Annotated in this window: 15 protein-coding genes and 3 tRNA genes; 7 read left to right on the top strand and 11 right to left on the bottom strand. The window is 58.4% G+C overall.

All coding sequences use genetic code 11. The features are described 5' to 3' along the window. Window positions 1–18: 18 nt before the first annotated feature. From WMO45_RS10750 to WMO45_RS10740, 3 genes are read right to left on the bottom strand one after another with little or no spacing between them, the layout of a single operon-like run. Window positions 19–1194: a sensor histidine kinase gene (locus WMO45_RS10750; RefSeq protein WP_349140762.1), complete on the bottom strand. Its 1176-nt coding sequence runs from the start codon at window positions 1192–1194 to the stop codon at window positions 19–21. A 10-nt stretch (window positions 1195–1204) separates the two neighbouring features. Next, entirely contained in the window at window positions 1205–2245 is a 1041-nt protein-coding gene (locus tag WMO45_RS10745) for a lysylphosphatidylglycerol synthase transmembrane domain-containing protein (protein ID WP_349140761.1), read from the bottom strand. A gap of 11 nt (window positions 2246–2256) precedes the next feature. Beyond that, the gene (locus WMO45_RS10740) at window positions 2257–2742 is read right to left on the bottom strand and encodes a SprT-like domain-containing protein (protein ID WP_349140760.1); all 486 of its coding nucleotides are present in this window, start codon (window positions 2740–2742) and stop codon (window positions 2257–2259) included. A gap of 100 nt (window positions 2743–2842) precedes the next feature. On the opposite strand from WMO45_RS10740, the gene WMO45_RS10735 reads away from it, so the two are divergent. The 7 genes from WMO45_RS10735 to WMO45_RS10705 all read left to right on the top strand — a co-directional run bounded on the left by WMO45_RS10735 (window position 2843) and on the right by WMO45_RS10705 (window position 7082). Beyond that, a complete protein-coding gene (locus WMO45_RS10735; RefSeq protein WP_349140759.1) occupies window positions 2843–3502 on the top strand; it encodes a hypothetical protein in 660 nt (219 codons plus the stop codon). Window positions 3503–3996: 494 nt separating this feature from the next. After that, a complete protein-coding gene (gene vanR, locus WMO45_RS10730; protein WP_349140758.1) occupies window positions 3997–4692 on the top strand; it encodes a VanR-ABDEGLN family response regulator transcription factor in 696 nt (231 codons plus the stop codon). An 84-nt stretch (window positions 4693–4776) separates the two neighbouring features. Then, window positions 4777–4853 (top strand) — tRNA-Met (locus tag WMO45_RS10725). Window positions 4854–4922: 69 nt separating this feature from the next. After that, window positions 4923–4997, top strand: a tRNA-Glu gene (locus tag WMO45_RS10720). Window positions 4998–5001: 4 nt separating this feature from the next. Further along, window positions 5002–5077, top strand: a tRNA-Val gene (locus tag WMO45_RS10715). Window positions 5078–5229: 152 nt separating this feature from the next. Then, window positions 5230–5577: a hypothetical protein gene (locus tag WMO45_RS10710; protein WP_349140757.1), complete on the top strand. Its 348-nt coding sequence runs from the start codon at window positions 5230–5232 to the stop codon at window positions 5575–5577. Between the two features lie 119 nt (window positions 5578–5696). Then, the gene (locus tag WMO45_RS10705) at window positions 5697–7082 is read left to right on the top strand and encodes an MATE family efflux transporter (protein ID WP_349140755.1); all 1386 of its coding nucleotides are present in this window, start codon (window positions 5697–5699) and stop codon (window positions 7080–7082) included. A 56-nt stretch (window positions 7083–7138) separates the two neighbouring features. Here the strand turns inward: WMO45_RS10705 and WMO45_RS10700 are convergent, their stop codons facing one another. The 8 genes from WMO45_RS10700 to WMO45_RS10665 form a co-directional block, all read right to left on the bottom strand. After that, on the bottom strand, window positions 7139–8494 hold the full coding sequence (locus WMO45_RS10700) for an MmgE/PrpD family protein (protein ID WP_349140754.1): 1356 nt from the start codon (window positions 8492–8494) through the stop codon (window positions 7139–7141). A gap of 3 nt (window positions 8495–8497) precedes the next feature. Next, on the bottom strand, window positions 8498–9997 hold the full coding sequence (gene argH / locus WMO45_RS10695; RefSeq protein WP_349140753.1) for an argininosuccinate lyase: 1500 nt from the start codon (window positions 9995–9997) through the stop codon (window positions 8498–8500). Window positions 9998–10039: 42 nt separating this feature from the next. After that, entirely contained in the window at window positions 10040–11560 is a 1521-nt protein-coding gene (locus WMO45_RS10690; RefSeq protein WP_349140752.1) for a Na+/H+ antiporter NhaC family protein, read from the bottom strand. Window positions 11561–11866: 306 nt separating this feature from the next. Continuing rightward, window positions 11867–13267: a sigma-54 interaction domain-containing protein gene (locus tag WMO45_RS10685; RefSeq protein ID WP_349140751.1), complete on the bottom strand. Its 1401-nt coding sequence runs from the start codon at window positions 13265–13267 to the stop codon at window positions 11867–11869. 156 nt (window positions 13268–13423) lie between these two features. Then, window positions 13424–17419, bottom strand: coding sequence for a glycoside hydrolase family 2 TIM barrel-domain containing protein (locus WMO45_RS10680; RefSeq protein WP_349140750.1), 3996 nt, complete (start codon window positions 17417–17419; stop codon window positions 13424–13426). A gap of 80 nt (window positions 17420–17499) precedes the next feature. Then, window positions 17500–18810 carry a GHKL domain-containing protein gene (locus tag WMO45_RS10675; RefSeq protein WP_349140749.1) on the bottom strand — a complete coding sequence of 437 codons (1311 nt, stop codon included), beginning with the start codon at window positions 18808–18810 and terminating at the stop codon, window positions 17500–17502. Then, entirely contained in the window at window positions 18810–19526 is a 717-nt protein-coding gene (locus WMO45_RS10670; RefSeq protein WP_349140748.1) for a LytR/AlgR family response regulator transcription factor, read from the bottom strand. Before WMO45_RS10670 ends, WMO45_RS10675 begins: the two co-directional genes overlap by 1 nt. Before the next feature lie 146 nt (window positions 19527–19672). After that, window positions 19673–19909: S-layer homology domain-containing protein (locus WMO45_RS10665; protein WP_349140747.1), on the bottom strand; the 237-nt coding region annotated here is incomplete at its 5' end.

Genomic DNA, 19909 nt, shown 5'->3' with positions numbered 1-19909 from the left:
GCAGGACCGGGCCTTTTGCTATGTACTTCCAGCACCCGCGCGTCCCCGACGCGCCGTATGCCGGGCCTGTTTGTGCAGAGGCAGGGTGATGATAAAGCTGGTAAAACGCCCGTTGCTTTCACAGCGAATGCTTCCGCCATGGGATTCCACAATCTCCTTGGCAATGGCCAGCCCCAGCCCCGCTCCACCGGTACGGGTAGAGCGGGCGGCATCCAATCGATAAAACTTCTGGAAGATGTTGGCCAGCTCCCCCTCCGGGATCTCCAGTCCCTCGTTGCGGATGGTGATCTCAGCCTGCCTGCCCACGCTTTTGGCCCGGATGTCCACCTGACCGCCGGGCACGCTGTAATTGACCGCGTTGCGCAACACATTATCAAAGACCCGGGCAAGTTTGTCCGGGTCTCCGAGCACCACCAGGTGGTGCTGGATCTCCACACTGCAGCGCAGCTGCTTCTCGGCAAAAATCGGGTAGAACTCGTCAGAAAGCTGCTCCAGCAGCATAGACAGCTGGATGGGATGCCGTTCCTCCTCCCCGCTGTCCAGGTCCATACGGGTGATGTCGAAGAACTCCCCCAGCAGTTCCTCCAGCCGCAGGGCCTTGTCCAGCGCGATACCGGTAAATTTAGCCCGCTGCTCCTCGTCCAGATCCGGCCCATCCCGCAGCAGGGTCAGGTAGCCCACCACCGAGGTCAGCGGCGTCTTCAAATCGTGGGCCAGAAAGGCAACCAGATCCCCCTTGCGCTGCTCATTCTCCCGGGCAGCCACCGCTTTGGCTTCCAGCTGCCGCTGAATCGCGTTCAGGTCAGCCTGGATGGGGGCCAGCTCACGAGGCAGAGCGACCGGTTCAGCCGGATCTTCCACCATGCGCTGTGTGGCGGCGCTGATCTGATCCAGCCAGCGGGTAAACCGCCCCATGGCCAGATAAAAGGCAATCAGCATGAGCACTATGGTGCACAGGGTCAGGATCTCCTGCTTATTGTTGCGGATATAGTGTTGATAGAGCATCTGCGCCTGTTCCGTGGTCTGGCCAAACAAGCTGGTGGCCGCCCAGAGGAAAAACCGTGCAAAGGGGTCCTGCAGCGCTCCGTCAATGACCACTTCCAGCACAAACAGCCCCACCCCGCCGGCGACAATGGTGCCCAGCACCACCAGCAGCAGCATCTTTCGCTTCAGGCGGGTATACTTTCCCTCCATATCCATCCTCCTAATGTCCGCGTCCCACCGCCCGGCGGGCAAAACGGATCACCGACCAACCGCCCCCCAGCAGCAATACCTCCAGGAAGCCGGCAAACCGCCACAGTACCAGCGCCACCGCCGTATGTCCGCCAAACACCGGGCCCATGAACAGGAAAAAGCTTCCTTCCGCTCCCCCCGCATTCCCGGGCAGCATGATAATACGGGAAAGCACCATCACCAGGCACTGCACCAGCACCAGTTCCCAGAAGGAACAGCCTGTGAGCCCCAGGCCTCGATACAGAAAATAGGGAATGGAAAACAGGGCGGTCAATTCCAGAAACATTCCGGCAAACAGCCCTGCCAGCATCCGCTTTTTCCCCCGCAGGACCCCCAGCTGTTCACAAAATTCATCCACCTTACCCATGGCTTTCTCCACCATTCCCTCCCGGGCCATCACCTTCCAGTGCCGGGACAGCCAGGTGAGAATGCGCCGGACAAGCCGCCGGATGGGATCCGGCTTGGCCGCTGTAAACAAAGCCAGGGCACACAGGGCCACATACAGGACGATCAGTATACCCGCCCCCGCTACGGCCGGGCCCAGTCCCTCCTGCCGCCAGAACACTTCATAGAGCAAAGCCGCCACAGCGTAACCGGTATACACCAGGGTATTTGCCACCAGCTTCCAGGTATAGATGGAGGCGGTATAGGTGGCACTCATGCCCGCATCATACATAAGCTTGAGCTGGATGGGCGCTCCGGCCGGCCCCAGCTTATAGTAAAATTCTCCGATATAGGCCGCATCCAGACAGCCGCTCAGCCGGACGGGACAGCCCGCTGCCGCCCCCATGCCGTAAAAAATCAGTCCATCGATACTCTCGCTCACCGGAATGCAGAGCGCTGCCCCCGCCAGCCACAGCGGACGGATGCCCTCCAGCACCGTTTTCAGATCCATGGTGCGCTGAACATAGAGCATCAGTCCCACCAGAATAATCCCACCAATGGTAAGACCCACGATGGAGAAGATACGGTTAAAGCGCTCCTTGGCGCTGTGTTGTTTCGTTGCTACCACCCCGCTGTCTCTCAGTAGATCCTCCGCAGCCTACCGCCGCACCGGCAACGGTAATGCTCTGGGCGGCGGACCAGGGCCGAACACCGGCGACGGGGAAATTCCGCACCACATTGGATGCATTTCACCAGATATCGCCCCGTTTCCTCCGGCTCTGTCACTCCCAGTTCCCGACAGGTGGAAGTGCGGGAAATGGTATAGCCGTAGGCGGCGTTCATCCGTGCGGCGTAGCCCTTCCATACCACGCCGTGATTCCGGCAACCGGGACAGGTGTGCAGCACTTCGTGGGCCAAGACCTGCATGCACGCCCACTCTTCCGCCCCCAGCAGCCGCTGAGACAGCTCAATGCGGTATCGCTCTCCCTCCTGGATGCAGCAGCCAAACCGGCCCACTGCCCGGCGGTTTACCGACACATGGGGCTCCATACGCCCTGACACGGGAATCCCCAGCGCTCGTGCCTGCTCCACCACCCGTGCCAGCAGAATATCCCATCCTTCCATGCCGTCTCCCCCCGGTACGTCTGATCCGCTCTATTGTAGCATCCTTTTTCCCAAAAGTCACTAGCCGTCCCATGGTCCCTCACATAGAATGACCCATGAGGTGATCCGTCATGCATTATACCCGCTATCCCTGCGGCTGTGTGCCCCCCTGCTCTCCGTGGCCACCCGGCCCAACCGGGCCCACTGGACCTACCGGGCCTACTGGACCCACCGGACCTACTGGGCCTACTGGACCCACCGGACCTACTGGGCCTACTGGACCCACCGGACCTACTGGGCCTGCCGGACCTGCCGGGCCCACCGGACCTACTGGGCCTACCGGACCTGCCGGAGCTACCGGAGCTACCGGAGCTACCGGACCTACTGGGCCTACCGGACCTGCCGGAGCTACCGGAGCTACCGGACCTACTGGACCCACCGGGTCTCCCGGAGCTACCGGACCTACCGGACCTGCCGGACCTACCGGGCCTACCGGGCCTGCCGGACCTACCGGGCCTGCCGGGCCTACCGGACCTGCCGGAGCTACCGGGCCTACTGGACCTACTGGACCTACTGGACCTGCCGGGCCCACCGGACCTGCCGGGCCTACCGGACCTGCCGGACCTACCGGACCTACTGGGCCTACCGGACCTACTGGGCCTACCGGACCTACTGGGCCTACCGGACCTACTGGGCCTACCGGACCTACTGGAGCTACCGGGCCCACTGGACCTACCGGGCCTATCCCAGACGACATATTTGCTTCTTTCTTCTCTACTGAGCGTTCCGTACCCAATAACTCTTCTCTTCCGTTTTTCCCAATCCTCACCGATCCTACAGACAACATCACGCTCTCCGATCCACAGAAGATTCTGCTTCAACCGGGCTACTATCAAATTTCCTTCAGTGTATCTGTAATTCTGGCCTCTCCCGGCTATCTCCAGATCACGCCCTCCCTGGGTGGTTCCCCTCAACTGCAATTGGGCATTTACTACCGTACCGGGAGCAGCAATTCCTCCGCCAATGGCAGCAGCTCCTTTCAGCTGTATACGGCTGCCCCGGCTGTCTTCGCCCTTAACTATAACAGCGATGTAACCGGGACCAACTTGGAAGCTACCTTGTCCATTCAGAAACTCAATCGCACCGTCTAAGCGTTTAAACACCTGCCGGATGTCCCTTCCATCCGGCAGGTTCTTATCTTTTTCTTACGTTTTGGGTCACTCCTTGACTTATCTGACCCTATTTGGCTATAATGCCCTTGAAAGGGGAGCCGTTATGGACGCAAATATTCTGATTGTAGATGATGAGCCCGAGATTGCTGATCTGGTGGAGGTCTATCTGAAGAGCGAAGGCTTTACTGTATTTAAGTTTAGTACCGGTACGCAGGCCTTAGCCTGTGTGCACAGTCAACATCTGGATCTGGCCATTTTGGACGTTATGCTCCCTGACATCAGCGGCTTTACCTTGTGCAGCGAGATCCGGAAGGAATATCATTTCCCCGTACTCATGCTGACCGCCAAAGTCGATGATATGGATAAAATCACCGGCCTGACCATTGGTGCGGATGACTACATCACCAAACCCTTCAATCCTCTCGAACTCACCGCCCGGGTAAAGGCCCATCTCCGGCGCTACACCCGCTACAACGAGCCCAACAAGCCTGCCGACAGCCGGGATATCCTAGACTTCAACGGACTGGTGATCAACCGCGCTACCCATGAGTGCTGGTTGTATGATAAACCGCTGAATCTCACGCCCATTGAGTTTGATATTCTGTGGATGCTTTGTGAAAACCGTGGCCAGGTCATTTCCGCGGAACGTCTTTTCGAGAGTGTGTGGGGCGAAAAATATTTGGACCGGAATAACACGGTCATGGTTCACATCCGCCGCCTGCGGGAAAAGATGGGGGAGCCTTCTCGCAATCCCCGTTTCATCAAAACCGTCTGGGGCGTGGGATATAAAATTGATTAAATAAAATTTTTTGAAAAAAACGGTTGACAAATGGGGAAGGCTACGCTATACTAAATATCGCCCTGTTCGTGAGGGCGCTGATTTGGCGGCATAGCTCAGTTGGCTAGAGCATGCGGTTCATACCCGCAGTGTCCCCGGTTCAAATCCAGGTGCCGCTACCAGCCCAAAAGACGGCACTTGCCGTCTTTTGGGAAACCTCTTTCGCTTTTCTAGGCCTGCTTGGGCAACCTGGCCCGTTGGTCAAGTGGTTAAGACACCGCCCTTTCACGGCGGTAACACGGGTTCGAGTCCCGTACGGGTCACCACCATGGAGGCGTAGCTCAGCCGGTAGAGCACTTGCTTCACACGCAAGGGGTCACAGATTCGAGTTCTGTCGTCTCCACCAAGCAAAAAGGACATCCAGACGGATGTCCTTTTTGCTTTTCTTTTTGTTTTTTAAGGCTTTCTTACGATTGCCTAAAGCTCTGTATGGAAAGCTTGTCTCTCCCTCCGCCCCGTGCTATTATGACTGCACATTTTGACAAGGGGGCATTTCCTATGAACCGACACGCACCAAAAGCGCTTCTGCTGGCTGGATTTCTGATGCTGGCGTTGGCCGCCTGTAAACCCAATGTACCCGTCCCGGCCTCCTCGCCCTCTGCACCCGTGGAGAGCCCCGAGGAAACGGTCCGCACCTTTGAAGGAGTACTGAACCTGGTGGATACCGGCCTGGACTACCTGGTCCTGGTGGACGATGACGGAAACTTTTACCGCTTTAACCTCAACGGCGTCTCCACCGACGATCTGGTCCCCGGCGATCATGTGAAAGCCAGTTATACCGGTACGTTGAGTGCAGAGGATGGCTCCATCACCGCCACCCTGACCGCGTTGGAAAAGATCGCATAACCTGCAACCGGACGTTCTTCCCGTTGGAGACGTCCGGTTGTTTTTATCTCAGATTTGACAGTCGGAGCCCACTATGCCATAATGAGGGCAGTGTTCAATAAAATAAGGAGGGAAGTGTGATGGACACTTCATATGCCTCCCAGACCCGGCTGAAAACCCTGTGGCACCTATCCTGGCCCGCCATCATCGAGCAAGTACTGGTCACTATGGTCAGCTACGCCGATACTGCCATGGTGGGTGTACTGGGCGCGGCGGGTACCGCTGCCGTCTCGGTAAATGCGGCTCCCATCTGGTTGGGCAACGGCCTGATGACCGGGGTCGGCATCGGCTACTCCGTACAGGTATCCAACGCAATCGGCGCAGGGGATGAGACCAGAGCTCGCCAGGTCATCCGCCAGGGGGTATTGGCCGCGTTTGTGGTAGGGATCGTTGGTCTGGTGATCTATCAGCTATTGGCCGGAGTGCTGCCGGGCTGGCTGGGAGCGGAGCCAGACGTCCTGCCCCAGGCCACAGCCTATCTGCGCTGCTACACCATGGCCATGCCTTTCACTGCCTGCGGCTATGTTTTTTCCGCCATACTGCGCTGCATGGGCAACACCAGGGCCCCGCTCTATTTCAATACCGGAGCTAACCTGATCAACGTCATACTTAATTTCTTTTTGATTTATCCGACCCGGACCACCCATCTGCTGGGGGCCACCTTGACGCTCCCCGGAGCCGGCCTGGGGGCGGCAGGAGCCGCTGTGGCCTCGTCTATCGCTCTGGTTTTCTCGGGTATCGCACTGTTATTGGTCGGTATGCGTCAGGGGGAGCGTTTCCGCGTACACTTTCGGGAGTGTTTTCGCCCAGACCGCTCCATCATCCTCCAGGCAGTACGGCTGGGTGTGCCCTCAGCCGTGGAGCGGGCCACCATCAATCTGGGCCAGATCGCTATGACAGCCGTGGTAGCCTCCCTGGGAACGGTGGCTCTGGCGGCCAACCAGATCGCCACTACAGCGGAAGGGCTGTGTTATCTGCCCGCCTACGGCATCTCTTACGCCGGTATCGCGCTCGTGGGACAGTCCGTGGGCGCAGGAAAACGCGAGGATGCTGCCGCCTATGGCACGCTGGCCGGAAAATTGGGCTTTGGCATCTCGGTGGGTACCGCCTCGGCCCTGTTCCTGCTGGCGCCCGTCCTGGCTGGACTGTTTAATTCCGATCCCCAAGTAGTGGCTCAAGCAGCCCTGATGCTGCGCATCGTGGCTTTCTGTGAGCCCTTCTTTGCCCTGTCCATCATTTTCTCCGGCACTCTGCGTGGTGCATTGGACGTGCGCATCCCCATGGTAGTGGGACTGGTGTGCATGTGGGGTGTGCGAGTAATCCTGGCCCTGGTCCTGGTATACGGGCTGCACATTGGCCTGGCCGGCGTCTGGTTGGCTATGGACGCAGATCTTATCCTGCGGGGGCTTCTGTGTACTCTGCGCTGGCGGCGGGGCCGCTGGACACGCAAATGCGGCTTGGCATAAACGATCTCTTTACATAGAACAAGCCCTGGCTGAAAATACAGCCAGGGCTTGTTCTATCAAATGGGGAGGGTTTGCCGCATCAACGCGGCCACGGATGTACACTCCAGATCCCGCAGCATTCGGTACAGATCCTGGCCACGGGCTTCTCCCAGTACCGGAGCGGTGCAGCGCAGGAACTTCTCCTCCAGGGCCCGGTCGGAAATCGGGTCGGTCAGGTGCCCTACGGGGTAAATCCGCTCGGTATGATACTCACGGCCATCCCGCAGCGTCACCGATACAAAGGCCGGTCCCACGCCCATATCGACAGGCAGTCCATCATAGCGTTCTGCGTGATACAGCCGGGTAACACCAATAATGTGCTGAATCTCCGGCCGGAAAATGATGGCCGGCGCATAATTGGCTGGCATGTTGTCCCGCCCGGTCAGGTAGAGGGCAATTTGGAACCCTACGCTGAACTTGGCCTCATCCCCCGTCTTGGGATCGGGCGTGACCAGCTCCCGCAGCGCCGCAGCGCTCAGCTCCACTCGGATCTCCGCAATGTCTTCCGCCTGCAGATGATGGGCCCGGTCCAGATCTACAAAGGCATCCACTGCCCGGTGGGTACTGCTGCAGGAGGGATACTGCTTGATCGCAAAGCCTGGGGAAGCGATATCATAGGGCTGTCCCAAGCCGCGATACCACTCTCCCGGCAGAGGTGCAAAACGCTGGCCGGTATACTCGTAGAGATAGCCCTCTTTTCCATCCAGCGCGGTGTGAGAAGCGGTATATCCCTCCCGTGCCAGCAGGGCAGCCAGTACACCGTCTGCGGCAGCCTTACCGATATGGACCGACTTGGCATCGGTACCGAAATTCTCCCGTACGCCGCTGGCCATAGAGGCCGCCAGTCCCAAACAATTCTCGATCTGCTCTCGGTTGAGTCCCAACAGATAGGCCGCGCCTGCCGCCGCACCAACCACGCCGGTGACGCTGCTGGCATGCCAGCCCCGCTCGTGCAGAGCACGGGCACACACCCGTCCCAGTTTGCATTCTACTTCCGTGGCCACAGCAAAGGCCTGAAGCAAATCCGCCCCGGAACAATCCTGTTCCTCGCCCAGCGCCAGCAACGTCGGCAGTACAGCCACCGTCGGATGGCCCAGATTGGAACTGGAGGTGTCATCCAGCTCCAATTCATGCCCGCTCACCCCGTTGAGAAAGGCTGCGTCCCGTGCGCCAAAGCCCTGGCCCACGCCTGCCACAGTGGCCCGTCCTGATAATGGCATCAGTTTCAGTGCCCGGTTCACCACCGGAGTGCGGCTTCCCAACACCATGGCTCCCATTGTGTCCAGAATGGAGCGGATGCATAATTCCCGCACCTTCCGATCCATGCTGGCAGGGTGCTGGATAAACTGTGCCAGTCCTTCGATCATTGCCATGTCTCACTCCTCCTCCACATACTGGCCGGCCAAACCGTCCAGCAAGGCGGAGGCTGCTTCCAGCGCATCCCGGCGTTCCTTCCAACGGGAGGAAAGTTCCTCCAGCCGGGCTTCGCCTCGGGTAATCATCTCTTCCACCCGGTCGGGGCTGGGACCACCCACGATGTTGCGCCGTTTGACATTTTCCACCGGATCCAGCGCTCCGCGGATGAGCTCTTCGGGCATTTCCAGATCCATGCCCAGCACTTCCTGCCCCGCGCGGCGCACCAATGCGCTGTCAATGGCCTGGCAGGGGATGTGCTCGTCGTGGGCAATCTGTACCAGCTTGCCCACACATTTCTTGGCCGCCGAGAAGGACAGTCCCAGACTGCGCACCATTTCATCGGCCAGCTCAGTCATAGTGGAGAAGCCCGCCCGGGTGACCTCCAGCGCCCGCTGCTGGTCCACCTCCAGGGTGCGCACGATGCCTTCCAGCAGATAAGCGCTGTCAATGACCCGCTGGGCAATCTCCATATAAAGGCTGACCACAAAGCCCGGTTCCCGTCCATTGCCGGGTGTATAGGCCTTCATCGTATTAAACATCGTGCTCAACGCCCCATAGCTCCACTCACCGGAATAGCGCAGCGTCTCCAGTGCCACCGGATTGCGCTTTTGAGGCATGATGGTGCTGTAGGAACAATACTTCAGGTCCAGTCGGGAAATACCCACCTCTCCCATGTTCCACAGCAGCAAGCTCTCCGCCATACGTCCTACGTTTTGGATGAAGATACACATGGCACAAGCCGACTCATACGCAAAATCCAGGCTGGAGGTAGCGTTCATGGAGTTGACCAGCAGTCCATCAAAGCCCAGCAGGCGGGCCACCCGCTCCCGGTTGATGGGAAAACCGGTGGTGGCAATGGCTGCGCCTCCCATGGGGCTGAGATTGGTGTGATCATAAGCGGCCAACAGCCGCTCCATATCCCGTTCAAAATTTTCAAAGGCGCACAGATAGAAGTGCCCCAGGGTAACCGGCTGGGCATGCTGGGAGTGATGGGTATACCCCGGAATGACGGTCTGCTTGTGGAGCCTGGCCTGCCGGAGCAGCGTATCCATCAGGAAGCTCACCGCCTCGCACATATCCAGCAGCGTCTTGCGGGTATACATGCGCTCAATGGTCAGGTTCATATCATTGCGGGAGCGGCCGGTGTGAAGCTTGCCTCCCACTTCCAGCCCGATCTCTTCAATGATCCACTCCTCCAGGTTGGAAAACAGGTCGGTCAGTCCCGGCCTCCGGCCTACCGTTTCCGGTCCAGCCTCCTGAAGTTTTTTCAGAGCTGCCAGCAATTTTCCTGCCTCGGCCCGGGTCAGGATACCCTGCTCGGCCAGCATGATCACGTGCGCCCGGTGGTTCTCCAACTGCATGGGAAAAGACAACTCATCTTCCGCAATGGTATCCGCCGTGTGGCGGTCCAGTATCACCATATCCCGACCGGCGTACGCATCCCGTTCCAATTCCGTCATAGCTTCATCGCGCTCCTCTTTTTCAGATGTATCTCATACCAGTCACTGTTCTGCTTCCGTGCTTTTTACGCCCCAGAACTTGCAGGACAGCAGATAGAACACCACCAACAGCACCAGGGCCACAGGCAGCATAATCCAGATATTGGCGCCGGTAAAGCCCAGGATCAGATAGCCCACAAGGCTGGCCAGTGCGGCAATGCCGGCATAGGGCAGCTGGGTACGGGTGTGCTCCAACAGGTCGCTGCCCGCCGCCATGGCAGACATGACCGTGGTGTCCGAAATGGGGGAACAGTGGTCGCCGAACAGGCAGCCGGACAGGATCGCACCTACCGTCATGGGGATGGAGACCTCAAAGCCTACCGCCATATTGATACCGATGGGCAGCAGAATGGCCATGGACCCCCAGGACGTACCGGTAGCAAAGGAAATGACCACGCCTACCGCAAACAGCAGCGCGGGAACCACATGGGGGGTGATGACGCCCAGAGTGGAATCTACGATAAACTGAGACGTACCCAGATCCTTGCACACAGAGCCAACGCCCCAGGCCAGAACTACTACCACCAGCACAGAGGTCATCTTCTGCATGCCGCCGATGAATACATCAAAGGTCTCCTTGAAGCTCATGAGCTTCTGGGCTACGATCATGATCATGCATACGATGGAGGCCAGCAGGTAGCCGGAGGTAAGGGCGATACGGATCTTGGAACCGGGGATGTTCTGGAAGGGGAAGCCCCAGCTCAGGAACATGATCAGGATGGTACCAAGCAGCACGATGAGGGGGAGGATCATGTTCCAGGGAGAGACGTTCCGGTCCTCGGAAACCAGGATGGTCTCCTCGCCGGCCACCTTTTGAGGCAGGCCCAGCCGAGCCTGCTCTTCAGCCTTGGCCATAAACGCAAAGTCGTGCTTTCCAAACGCCACAATGGGGATGAGGCAGAGGGCCAGAATCGCATAGAACTGATACGGAATGGCGGCCATAAAGGTCTCCATGTCCGAACCGTTGATGCCCAGCGCCTCATATTCTGTGGCGATAATACTCATAACATAGACGCCCCACCCGGTAATAGGAATAAGGATACACACCGGGGAAGAGGTGGAGTCCAGGATGTAAGAGAGTTTGGCTCTGGAAACCTTCAGCCGGTCAAAAATGGGGCGGAACATGGGCCCCAGAATGAGGCTGTTGCCCGAATCGGAGAAAAAGATGACCAGACCGCCTACCCAGGCAGCCAACTGAGCCTTGACTTTGCTATTGACGCTGTTGGCTACTGCCTTTGCAAACGCCCGTGCGCCGCCCGATTTTTCAATCAGCGCCACAAAGCCGCCCACCGAAATCATCATTACAATGGTCTGAGGATTGTTGTCCGTGGCCAGATCCACAAACAAATACTCACTGAACAGGTCCTGCAGGGACAGCCAGGGATTGCCGCCTACCTGGATCATAATACCCAGGAACAGGCTGATGGCCAGCGACATCACTACGTTGCGGGTAGCAAATGCCAGCACCACGGCTACAATAGCCGGGATCAGTGACAGCCAACCATAGTTTACGATTTCTTCCATGAGAATCCTCCTTCACACTCTCCATTCTCCGTAAATCTGTGACATGGGTTCCTCCCCGCTCTTGCTACCACCTTCCTCTCTTCGCACAACAGGTCCGTGACATCTCTCATTATTTGCAAACCGCATGCCAAATTTTTGCCTCCATTTTATTTATATTTATCTGTTTTTTGCAGATAATTTGGGATACTAAATCAAAAAAGTCCCTCAGGAGAAGAATGGTTACTGTTTCCTTTGGGTAAAAAAGACGATTTTTCGTTGCATATTGGCAAAAAAAGACGAATATCCGTCTATAAAGACGGATATTCGTTATTTCTTGGATATGTGATACTTTTCCAGCTTATACTGCAGGGTCGTCCGGGGAATCTTCAGCAGGGCGGCAGCATCCACAATCCGTCCATGACATGTGGTCATCGCCTGGACGATGAGTTTTTTCTCATATCGTTCCAGAGACTCCGTCAAAGACAACCCGGTCGGCTGTTCGCTGCGGTGGACTTCAGGCGGTTCCCGCATCGTAAGATAGGCAGGCAGATGTTCCAACGAGATTGTGTCATCCTCTCCCAGGACATTCAGAGCCGCCTCAATCGCGTGTTCCAGCTCCCGTACGTTGCCCTGCCAGCGGCAATTGCTCAGAAAGAGCAAAGCATTGTTTTCCATGCATGGAACGGGGCGTCCCAAAATACGGCTGTATTTTTGCAGGAAATAATCGATCAACAGCGGAATATCGTCCGGGCGGCGGTTGAGGGGTGGAACATTCAACGTCACGGTATTGAGCCGGTACAGCAGATCGGGCCGCAGCTCCTCCCGCTCCAGCAGTGCCTCTACCGTGCGGTTGGAGGAAGCCACAATCCGTACATCCACCGCGATAGGCTGGGCGCTGCCCAGGGGCATCACCTGCTTTTCCTGAAGCACCCGCAGCAGCTTGGCCTGCAGATTGAGCGGCATGGAGTTGATCTCATCCAGATAGAGCGTACCGCCGTCCGCCTCCTGAAACAGTCCCTTGCGGTTCTCCGCTCCGGTAAACGCACCTTTACGGGAGCCAAAGAGCAGGCCCTCCAAAATGCTTTCCGGCAGCGCTGCACAGTTGACCGCTACAAAGGGTTTGCTCTTGCGCCAGCCGGCATTGTGCAGAGCGGAGACCACCAGCTCTTTGCCCGTCCCCGTCTCTCCGCACACCAACACAGAGGATGAGCTGTTGGCTACCATGCCCACCGTCTGCTTTAGCCGGAGCATTTCCTGATTCTGTGTAACGATATCCTCCAGAGTATAGCGGGCCGCCTGATTTTTAGGCCGCGGATCCGTGTTTACCGCCGGTACAGGGCGCACGCGGTTTTCAATGTGGGTAATATCCCGGGAGATCTCTACCGCTCCCACAATCTGTCCTCGAAAAATAATGGGGAAGTTCAGATTGTTGCACACCGTTTTCCGTCCCTGCAGGTTCCATGCCTCCTGGTTCTCCAGATAGACGATCCGCCCGGTGTTCAACACCCGCAGCAGTGTACTATCCTCCGGACGAAGGGAAGGAAAGAGCTCCAGCAGGTTTTTCCCCAGCGCCCACTGGTTGTGGGCCCGGTTCTCTTCATCTGTATAGCGCGGATTGAAGCGCTGCTTGGCGATGATACGCCCAGTGTTGTCCACGATGGTGACTGAGTCAATATAATTAAGGTTCTCATTCAGCCAGCGCAGAGCTTCCTCCTGCTTTACGTCCATGCTCGTTTCCTCCTTGTCCGACCGCATTGTTCACAGTATACCATGGACTCGGCGCGTTTTCAAAACCTTCTCTCAAAGGACAAAAGAAGCGGCCGCCGGAGATTCCGGCGACCGCTTTGGAAAAAAGGAAAAGGAAGGAAAGAAACGCACAATTAATTATTCTGCGCTCTGCACAAAGCGCATGAGCATGGTGGCTACCTCGGCGCGGCTGGCGGTGCCCTGGGGATCCAGAGCGGAGCCGTCCTTGCCGGTGAGGATGCCCTCGGCCACCGCCCACTCCATGGCGTCCTGCGCCCAGGCGGACACGGAGGAGGCATCGGCAAAGCCGGTCAGGCTGCCCTCAGTAGCGGGGGAGCCGGCGTAGCGGTAGAGCATGACGGCCAGCTGCTCCCGGGTGATGGTGGCCTCGGGGTTGGTGCCGTCGGTGATGCCCTCGGCCACCGCCCAGGTCATGGCCTTCTCATACCAGGTGGCCCCGCCGGTGGTATCCACCCCGTCCAGGCGGGCCAGGACGGTGAAGAACATGGCGCGGGTCATGGAGGCGTCGGGGGAGAAGGTGGTGTCGGAGGTGCCGTTGAACAGGCCCTCGCTCACCACGTAGTCCACAGCCTCGCTGGCCCAGTGGGTGGCGGGCACGTCGGAGAAGGCGGGCGTCTCGGGCTCGGTGGTCTCACCGGGCTGCTCAGGCTCAGTGGTCTCGCCGGGCTGCTCGGGCTCGGTGGTACTTCCGCCGGTAGAGCTGCCGCTCTCGCCGGAGTTGTCGCCGGTGTTGTAGACACCCACCTGCACCAGGCAGTCAGCAGTGAAGTTGCCATCGGCAGTGGTGGCGGTGATGGTGGTCATGCCCTCGCCCACCACAGTGACCAGGCCGGTGTCGCTGACCGTGGCTACACTGGGATCGGAGCTGGTCCAGGTAACATGCTGGCTGGCCTCGGCAGGCTCCACGGTGGCGGTGAGCTGTACGCTGGAAGGTCCGTAGTTGTTGTACAGATAGACGCTTTCTTCATCCAGCTTTACTCCAGTAGCAGGCTGGAAAACTTCATCGGTAAAGCGGACGGTGTACAGCGTCTCGTTGCCATCGGAATCGGTGACCATCCACTGGTCGCCGTCCAGTACGAAATAGGCCGAGGTGTTGTGCTCCACTGCGCTGCGGTGGGTGCCCTCTACCTTCAGGTTCTGGGCAAACTCGGTCCAGGTGAGCTCCACGCCGGGCTGGGGACGGGGCACCAGGATGGTGTGGTCCTGCTCATTGATCTGGTAGGTATCCGAGCTCATGCGCCAGCCATTGAGCACGATCTCGCTGATCTCGGCGCACTCGCTCCAGCTGGGACCGCCGGAGATGTTGATCTTCACATACCGGCCGGTGACCTGGTCCATCTCGTCCTTGATGCGCAGGCGACGGCTGTCGGTATCCACCACCTGGTCATTCTTGCTGCGGTCAACCACTACGGTGTAGTCCTCTCCGTTATCGCTGACCTCCACGGTGTAACGATAGGTACGGGCATTGGAGCCGGTGTTGTACCACTCCACGGTGATGTTGTTCAGATGGTAAACCTCGCCCAGATCCACCACAAACTCCGCTTTGGTGCCGCGGTCAGCAGACCAGAAGGTAGTGCCGTCCAGATCCACCGCGTTGGAGGCGGGGTAGTCGGCCAGCTGCGTGGAGGCTGTCACATCCTTATAGGCTGCCAGGTTGGAAGAAGCAAAGCGATAAACCTGGTTGTCTTCGCCGTTCTGGGAGACCGCCTTGATGACCATATCCATGGTCACTTCGGTAGAACCGGTCACAGGGGTGGTCTGATTGGCCTCATACAGGCCCCAGGTGGTGCCGTTGACACCGCTGAGGATGGTGTTCAGCTCGTCGGCAGTCACGGTATCCAGCAGGGTGATGGTGTAGTTGGGGTTATCCACTACGACCTGGTCGGAGGAGCTGGCCAGACGGGCGGTGGAGCCCTCCTGACGGGTCCAGGTGACGGTATCCTCGCTCACCGGATCCCCATCTTTGTAGCCCACGGTCTTTACCGTGTTCTCGCCCAGCTGCAGGGGCACATCAGGCCACTCAAACACGCCCAGCCCGTCGTTCTTAACGGTGCCATAGGACTGGCCGTTGACCTCCAGGCTGACCTCGTCGCAGTTGGAGTAAGCACGGACAGTGATGACCGCATCCTCACGGGGGTTGAGGCGGCTGGCATTGATGTGCACAAAGGGATCCCAGTTGTTCCAGTTGGCTTTATAGAGGTAGAAAGCATCCTTTTTGGTCTGGCGGTCAATGGTCACCAGGCCCTTGTCGTTGACGCCCTTCTGGCCGCCCTCATCACGGCCGTCGGAACCGAAGTCAAACATGTTCCACACAGCGGTGGCCCAGAGGTAATCCAGCTGCTTGATCTCGCGCAGGGCATCCTCATGCCAGACGCTCTGGTATTCCTCGGGGTGCCACTGACCACGGGACTGACCGATGGAAAACTGCGGGGGATCCTCATGCTGGTTAATGTTAGCGCCGGCGCCGTACTCGGAGATACCCACCGGCTTGTTTCCGGAGAGTTCACCACGGCGCTCGCTCATCATGCCTTCCACGGTACCCTCATAGTACCAGTCAGGATAGATGTTCCAGCAGATCAGGTCGGTATCCCAGGTACCTACACCGTTACGCTCGGCGGCATAGGTGGTCAGGCGGGTGGGGTCTTCCTGATGCGCCAGGTCATTGAGATCGCTGATCATATCCACCACGAAGTCGGTGCTGCTGATCTCGTTGGCCACGCCCCAGAAGCAGATGGAGGGGTGGTTGTACTGCTGACGGATCAGCTCAATGAGCTGCTGCTCGGCATTCTCCTGGAAGGCCTCACTCTCGGTGACGCCGCCCACCATGGGAATCTCAGCCCAGACAACCATGCCGTAGCGGTCGCACAGCTCATAGAAATAGGGATCCTGAGGATAGTGGGCCAGGCGGATGTAGTTGGCACCCATCTCGTAGATCAGGCCCATGTCCCGCTCGTGCTCGGCGGGGGTGAGGGCGCTGCCCAGATAGGTCTCGCCGGTCACATCGTAGCCATCCTGGTGGCGGCTGACGCCCCGCAGAGCATAGGGCTCGCCGTTGAGGATAAAGCCCTTATCCGGGTCCACCTCGAAGGTGCGGAAGCCGATGTACTGGGTGCAGGTATCCATGGTCTGGCCATCCACCTGCACGGTCAGCTCGGCCACATAGCGGAAGGGGTCCTCCACACCGTTCCACAGGTGCAGATCTTCCACCTTGATGGAGCCAGTCCACTCGCCGGAACCGTTGGGGGAGAGGGTGATCTGAGAAGAAGTGGTACCCACCTCAGAGCCGTCGCCCATTTCCTCGGGATCAAAACGAGTGGTCTCAATGGCATCAATCCCGGTAAAGCCGTCGGGCTCGCTCAGGGTCACGCTGACCGTGACGTCCTTCTGGCTGTCCTCCTCATTGACCAGCTTGGCCCGGATGGACAGGGTGCCGGTGCCGTCCTCCTCCACCGTAGGAGTGAGGTAAACGCCGCTGGAACCGTAGTCCATCATGTCCAGATGCACCGGCTCACAGGCGATGAGATACACATCCCGGTAGATACCGCCGAACACGGTGAAGTCGCCGCCCAGGGGCAGGATGTCATCCTGACGCTCGTTGTTGACCTTCACCGCGATCTGGATGGGCTCGCCCTCCTCCACCAGATCAGTGATGTCAAAACGGAACGCGGTATAACCGCCCTTGTGGTTACCGGCGTGGACGCCGTTGACATACACATCGGTCTCCATGGAAGAGCCGAGGAAGCTCAAAAACAGCTGCTTGCCGGCATACTCCTCTTTCCACTCCAGGCTCTTGCGGTACCAGCTGGTACCCCGGCGATAGCTGCCGCCGTCAGCGCCGTCCTCGGCGTTCCAGGTGTGGGGCAGCTGGACGTCCTGCCAGGACGCGTCGTCGTACTCCTCTGCAGAGGCATCCTCTACATCTTCTGCGTACTTCCAGTCGTCATTGATCTTCTCCATAACGCTGCCGGTCTCCTGCGCAACAGAGACACTCACGGCCGAAGCCTGGTCCTGAGCAGCGTCGCTGTCAGTCTGCGGAGCTGCGGCAAGGGCAATGGAGCTCAGCAGGCTGCAGGTGCAAACCAACGCAACCAGCTTCTTTCCAAGTCCTTTCATTGGTGTTCCCCCTTTTCTTGTATTGCACGGCGGTAATCGCCGCTGTTGTATACAAAGATAACAAAAAGCGCGGTCCCGTTTCAATCGGGACCGCGCAAATTGCCGGTTTGGCATCGAATTCTTCCAGATACAGGAGCACACAACAAAATGTCCAGTAAAAAGCATCCGTTCCGCTGGGTCACGGAAAGGGCCCCGTCATACTGCTCGGCGATGCGCTCCATGCTGCGCATGCCAAAGCCATGGTAACGACGGTCCTTATGGGTCTGGGGCAAACCGTCTCGCCATTCCAGCGAACCGGAAAAGGGATTTTCGATGTGGATGACCGCCGAATTTCCCTCGCGGGTCAAGTTCAGGTGGATAAAACGCTCCTCCCCCTGGGGAAGCTGGCTCACCGCCTCGATGGCGTTGGTAAGGGCGTTGCTGAGCAGCGCATAGAGATCCATATCCTCTACAAAGGCCAGGTCCGCCCCGTGAGCCAGGGTCGTAATGCGGATGCCCTGCTTCTTGCACAACATACGCTTTTCGGTGAGCAGCACATCCAGAATGTCGTTTCCGGTGCGTACCGGCGCGTCATAATCGGAGATCCTTCGGTCCAGGTCTTCCAAAGCCTGCTGGCTCACCGCGCCGCCCTGTAACGCACGCAGCATCTGCTTTAGGTCATGGTACTTCTCGTTGACCAGCGCAATGTTATCCCGGCTGCTCTCATATTGCACCCGCTGCTGGTGCACAATTTCCCGCATGGCCTCCACATCATGGGCCAATACATTGCGCTTGGCCAAACCAAATTGGAGAAACAGCAGCAGAGAACCGCTGCCGATGGCATATAGATCGTCGGAAAAGCGGGCCGCCGCTCCCCCACTTTTGGTCAGTTGGGACATGCCCAGGCAAAGCAGAATCGTCAGCAGGAAGAAGGACACCTTGTCGCGGTCATCCAGCTGAGCTGCGCGGCCGGTGTCCGGCCGGAAGAGGAGGTAAAGCACCAGATACATCCCGCCGTAGCACGCCACATCCACTACCACCAGCCCCAGATTGTCCCAGGTCCAGGCATCCACCGCCGGGATCATCCGTACCAGAGACTTGAGGCTGCCGCCCATGTGTTGGGCCAGATATCCGTTGCCTGCCAGCAGCAGTGCATCCCATAGTGATACCCGCCAGCCCGCCCAGGCCGCCGCCGCCAGCAGCAAGAAGACCCCCAACAAAGCGAGCCTGTAAACTCCCATCAAACTGTCCAGTCCCCAGGTCAGCAGAAACCCTGCCGCTCCCAGCAGCAGGATGGGGAGCCATCCGGCCCGCCGGTGCGCCCCGGCGGCAAACACACACATGCCAACATAGGCCTGCAGGTACAGCATTGGTGTTCGCACACACCAGTACAATACCACCAGATATCCCATTACCGGCTCCCTCCCTTATACTGGGCAAAGGCCTGCAGAAAGGCTTTCCGCCGGGGCTTGCTGATGGACAGCTCCTGGCCTTCCACCACCGCATGATCTCCCCGGATCTCGGTGACATGCTGCAAATTGACCAGATAGCAGGAGTTACAGCGCACAAATTGCTCCGGATCCAACTGGGCCTCCAGCTTTGCCAGGGACCCCCATTGCCGGAGCACTCCGTCCCGTCCCGTATGGATGGAGACGTCGTGATCCACCACCTCGGCATAGAGAATGTCTGCCGTGGACAGGCGCAGCTGTCCCTGCTTGGTCTTGAGCAGAATGGATGGCCCGGTCCCATTGTGGGCCACCACACGTACAATCCGATCCAGTTTGGCGCAGAACGGCGCATAGGAGAGGGGCTTGAGCATGTAATCAAAGGCATGAACAGAGTAACCCTCGATGGCATACCGGCTGAAGCTGGTCACAAACACGATAAGCACCCGCTGATCCATCTGCCGCACCCGTCGGGCTACTTCCATACCCAGCATATCGGGCACCTGGATATCCAGCATCAATATATCCGCGCTACAGTCGTACTCCTCCAGTAGCCGAAATCCCCGCTCATACTGGCGAATGGAGAAATTTACATCGGCGTGGTCCGCTTCATAGGTGTGTAGGAACCGACAAAGGGTCTCCGCCTGTACCGGGTCGTCCTCCAGCATGGTTATACGGATCATGGTTTCCCCCCTCTCCTTTTTCTTTCATTTTATTCATTTTTTCGCTGCAATGCAAGAGCACATGTATTTCAGGCAAAAAACGGGGGCAGCCGCCGGAACTTCCAGCGGCTGCCCCAAAAGAAAGAAAAGGAAAGGAAGAATGCAGATTAGTTCTTTTCGCTCTGAGTAAAGCGCATGAGCATGGTGGCTACCTCGGCGCGGCTGGCAGTGCCCTGGGGATCCAGAGCCGAGCCGTTCTTGCCGGTGAGGATACCCTCGGCCACCGCCCACTCCATAGCGTCCTGCGCCCAGGCGGACACGGAGGAAGCGTCGGCAAAGCCGGTCAGGCTGCCCTCCGTGGCGGGGGAGCCGGCGTAGCGGTAGAGCATGACGGCCAGCTGCTC

The organism is Flavonifractor hominis (assembly GCF_040095835.1).
GTDB classification, from domain to species: domain Bacteria; phylum Bacillota; class Clostridia; order Oscillospirales; family Oscillospiraceae; genus Flavonifractor; species Flavonifractor hominis.
The sequence above is the reverse complement of the archived record's forward strand: the minus strand, read 5'-3'. Positions and strand labels throughout refer to the sequence as shown.